Source organism: Saprospira grandis DSM 2844 (genome assembly GCF_000275825.1).
GTDB lineage: Bacteria > Bacteroidota > Bacteroidia > Chitinophagales > Saprospiraceae > Saprospira > Saprospira grandis_A.
Map to the genome: position 1 here is coordinate 1688390 of NZ_JH719942.1, position 2503 is coordinate 1690892.

The 2503-nt window shown below is 34.8% G+C and carries 5 protein-coding genes; 1 reads left to right on the forward strand and 4 read right to left on the reverse strand.

Translation table 11 applies throughout. From position 1 onward, the window contains the following. Positions 1 to 32: 32 nt before the first annotated feature. On the reverse strand, positions 33 to 251 hold the full coding sequence (locus SAPGRDRAFT_RS07650; protein ID WP_002658472.1) for a transposase: 219 nt from the start codon (positions 249 to 251) through the stop codon (positions 33 to 35). A 247-nt stretch (positions 252 to 498) separates the two neighbouring features. Between SAPGRDRAFT_RS07650 and SAPGRDRAFT_RS07655 the strand changes: the two genes are divergently transcribed. Continuing rightward, positions 499 to 1494 carry a Hint domain-containing protein gene (locus SAPGRDRAFT_RS07655; RefSeq protein ID WP_002657481.1) on the forward strand — a complete coding sequence of 332 codons (996 nt, stop codon included), beginning with the start codon at positions 499 to 501 and terminating at the stop codon, positions 1492 to 1494. A gap of 177 nt (positions 1495 to 1671) precedes the next feature. Here SAPGRDRAFT_RS07655 and SAPGRDRAFT_RS23435 read toward each other — a convergent pair whose 3' ends face one another. Genes SAPGRDRAFT_RS23435 through SAPGRDRAFT_RS23805 form a run of 3 tightly spaced genes read right to left on the reverse strand, consistent with a single transcriptional unit; the run spans position 1672 to position 2295 of the window. After that, on the reverse strand, positions 1672 to 1887 hold the full coding sequence (locus SAPGRDRAFT_RS23435) for a hypothetical protein (RefSeq protein WP_156001860.1): 216 nt from the start codon (positions 1885 to 1887) through the stop codon (positions 1672 to 1674). A 19-nt stretch (positions 1888 to 1906) separates the two neighbouring features. Further along, entirely contained in the window at positions 1907 to 2170 is a 264-nt protein-coding gene (locus SAPGRDRAFT_RS23800) for a hypothetical protein (protein ID WP_367613640.1), read from the reverse strand. Further along, positions 2128 to 2295, reverse strand: coding sequence for a transposase (locus SAPGRDRAFT_RS23805; RefSeq protein ID WP_367613655.1), 168 nt, complete (start codon positions 2293 to 2295; stop codon positions 2128 to 2130). The genes SAPGRDRAFT_RS23800 and SAPGRDRAFT_RS23805 overlap by 43 nt, the downstream gene beginning before the upstream one ends. Positions 2296 to 2503: the final 208 nt, after the last annotated feature.

The following is a 2503-nucleotide window of genomic DNA, read 5'->3' on the forward strand; positions in this document are numbered from 1 at the left end:
ACACTTTTTGCCAAATACCAGACTCGGACCAGCTATTGAAGTAGTAATATACTGTTTGCCAGCAAAATTAGAACTTCGTCAAAAAAAGATTGTATCGGTAATTCTCTCCACTGACAACCTGTTTTAAGCCTATAAATTATCGCTTTAACAATTTGCCACAGAGGCGCTTTGGTTTTTCGAGCCAATTTTTTTTCGGGAAAAAATGCTAATATTTTTTCCGTAATAAATTCTTTTGATAAATTCACAACCATGTTGCAAAGTCTTTTTTGCCTTAGTCTGGTTGTTAACAAAGAAATTTAAACAGTTTTATATTGATATTGTCCGTAATTTGAATTAATAAAAAGTAATGAATTTTTTTTTATAATACTACTATTGTTTGTCCTTTCATGGGGGAGTTCTTTTGGTCAAGCGACAGCTTCTGGTAATTCGAACTTGTTAGAAAGTCATGGGCTAATGTCTTTTAAGCCAATAGACATAATGAGGTCTCCCAAAACCTTGATGAAGGTTTGGCTAGATAAGCCAATACCGTTAACTTTTTATTCTGAGGTAGAAAAAGAAGTCCAAAAGTTAATAAATGAAAAAACTGCAGATGGGATTATAACTTACTCACCACTTAGAGTAGAAAAGGAATGGACAGTTATTGATTATGAAGAAATTACTCCATATACTTGGAAGTGGGTTGACCTTGAACTTCCAAAAGCTGATGGGACAATTACTAAAATAAACTTAAGAAGACCTCATTGGTGGTTGGAAGAAATAGGAGTTGATAGTATAGGGCGAGATGTGTATCTGGATATGCCTGAATTAGGTTCAGAAGGATGGGCGACTGTTACAGGAATTAGAATAAACCAACTAGACACAAGGTTCTGGGATGAAGCTAGAAAAGGAGATTATGTAAGTCGTCCAATCACTGGGAAGTTTATTCATGAAAGTGATGATGTATATAATTTATATTTTAGAGATAATGCTGCTAGTCCTCTAGGAGTGACAGGTTTACACCCAATTTGGTCAATAGATAGAAATGGTTGGGTACATGCGATGGACTTGAATGTAGGGGAAAACATTAAAACCCAGTATAGAAAGGTTGTACTTATTGCTAAAGAAAAGCTTGAGGGAAGACAGAAAGTTTATAATCTTGAAGTATATCAAGATCATAATTTTTTAGTTTCTATAGATAGAATATTAGTACATAACAGCTGCTTTGGAACTAGAACAAGTGGAGGCGTTTTTCCTAAAGCACCTCAACTCGCCAAAAGATTAGGGATAAAAGAAAAGCAATGGCATAATGGTGCTGGTACAGGAGTAAAGGATAATTTAAAAGCTGCCTTAGGATTTAATGGAAAAAAAATAAAATCATTATATGGAAATAATCCTGATTTTGGTATATCTCCAGATGGGAAGTCTTTATATTTTAGGCCAACGCATGGAAAGTTTAAAGGGAAAACATTTGATACAAGCTTAACTATACAGGATGTACAAGATATGGTGAGGTAATTAATCGATAATAAAGAGGTTGTTTAAAAATTTCGTTTTAAGAAAATAAGCATAAAGGCCAAATAATGTAAACTCGATCAGTTGTCAGCCTTTCTTTCAAAACAAATGAGTAGCATTTTAAATGCGTCAATCCAGGCATTTGTTCGCTCAACAGAAAAGCATTACTTGTAAAGTTATTTATATATACTTTATTGATAGTAAGTTTTTTATATTTATTTTATTAGGGTCAATATGGGAGATAACTCCCATTTTTTTGCTATCAAACCCTGCATCAGCATTCATAAATAAACCATCAGGAGAGATGTCTGAAAGCTGCAGATCGGCAAGCATTTTTTGGAAATGACTCTCGATTTCAAACAAATCATTATGGTTTCCCGCAAAAGGCGGAGACATAGCGATTGGCAGCCCATTTTTATCTGTGATAAAGAGAGCATTTGTGGTTTTTTGACTTTTTTCGGCCCTGATAACCCACAGCTTCGCCCCCTCTTTTCGCTGGGGTATGACTTCCGTCAAGCTGTATACTAGATAAATCTAAACAAGATTTTTCATGGGCTAGAAATTGGATCCACACTTTTTGCCAAATACCAGACTCGGACCAGCTATTGAAGTAGTAATATACTGTTTGCCAGCAAATTAGAACTTCGTCAAAAAAGATTGTATCGGTAATTCTCTCCACTGACAACCTGTTTTAAGCCTATAAATTATCGCTTTAACAATTTGCCACAGAGGCGCTTTGGTTTTCGAGCCAATTTTTTCGGGAAAAATGCTAATATTTTTCCGTAATAAATTCTTTTGATAAATTCACAACCATGTTGCAAAGTCCTTTTTTGTTTTGTCGTAATCAACAATAATAAGCGCTTTGCAGCATTTTTTTTTGCCTTAGTCTAGCTGCTGACTAAAAAATTTAAACAAGCTCTATATAAGCAAATTAGCGCTGAATCACCAATTTCTGTTGCAAATTGCCATAGGGCGTGTTCAAGACCACCATATACACCCCATTGCTCAACTG